Origin of the sequence: Acetivibrio ethanolgignens (genome assembly GCF_001461035.1) — a bacterium.
Taxonomy (GTDB): Bacteria; Bacillota; Clostridia; order Lachnospirales; family Lachnospiraceae; genus Velocimicrobium; species Velocimicrobium ethanolgignens.
The window spans coordinates 1-1,186 of record NZ_LNAM01000100.1; the positions used below are offsets into that span (position 1 = coordinate 1).

Annotated in this window: 1 protein-coding gene; it reads left to right on the forward strand. The window is 38.4% G+C overall.

From position 1 onward, the window contains the following. Positions 1-725 precede the first annotated feature (725 nt). On the forward strand, positions 726-1,043 hold the full coding sequence (locus ASU35_RS05370) for a tyrosine-type recombinase/integrase (RefSeq protein ID WP_058352023.1): 318 nt from the start codon (positions 726-728) through the stop codon (positions 1,041-1,043). The last annotated feature ends 143 nt before the right edge of the window (positions 1,044-1,186 follow it).

Here is a 1,186-nt window from a genome sequence, read left to right on the forward strand (position 1 = left end):
CTTTAGTCTGGGCAAACGTTGCTATGGGATGAGTTGCATTAGCACGAAGCTGAAAGAAATCCAGTTGACTTCTATCGCATTATCTGTATTCGTGATGAATTTGTTTAGAATTCAGAGGCGAATACTTTGCACTCTTTTGCAGTTACTCCGATTCTGGCGTGATAGGAGTAAAGGTAGGAGCTTGAAGTTACAAATATCTGCTTAGTCAGCAGACACTAATTATTGCTGTGGATTACGTGTATCAGAAGCACGTAAATTAAAAATGGAAGATATAGATTTTGAAAAAAACAGCTCTGATACTACGCTCAAAAGGGGATAAGGATCGGTTGATCTATATCGCAGATGATGTATGCAAAATGTGTCTGGATATGCTGGATTTATTACATGATAAGTATTATTTTTACTCAGAATATCTGTTTCCATCATCTGATCCCAATACCCCCCTTGCAGGTGGCATCTATAAACAAAAAATTTCAGGAATTCTGGAAGAAAACATCAGGTGCTTCCGATTCTAAATATCCTACAGTACATTCCCTGAGATATAGTTTTGTAGTCACAAGAATGAATCTTTGGATGGAAAAGGGAGAAAACCTTACTGCCATGATGCCGTATCTAAGTAAATATCTCGGACATGAAAGTGTTGAGAACACGTATTATTATTACCATCGGAAACAAACGGTGATTATCCCCTGTTTTATACAGTGATCAAAGGAAATATGTCTGCCATGTCAACCGGAAATGTAGAAAGAATACTGAACAAGTATGCAGAAAAAATAAGACCTGAGCATCCTGGTCTTCCGCAAAAGTTGTACCCACATATGCTCCGAAGAACTAGGGCTTGTGGACTGTATCAAAATGGAGTTGAACTTGAACTGGTATCCAGAATACTGGGACATACTTCCACTCAAACGACCCGTATATATGCATCTCTATCGATTGAAATGCTGAAAGAGGCCATGGAAAACAATAGTGTTGATGTATCTGAAACAGCTGAATGGCTGGATGATGAGGAAGCATTAGCTAGGATCTTTGGAATAAGATAATAATTATCCTCAGCTTTGAGAGTATTTTCGCAATAATTATGGGGCATAAATGAAAAGCTGAGGATAAAAATAAGCTGAGGATAACCCCGTTATGCAGTATATCTTGGAGATCCCGGAAATATCGCCTAACATAGAAACCGCAA

What these genes read in the sequence shown, in the direction of transcription:
- ASU35_RS05370 (WP_058352023.1), top strand. Translation starts at nt 726, where the DNA reads ATGTCAACCGGAAATGTAGAAAGAATACTGAACAAGTATGCAGAAAAA.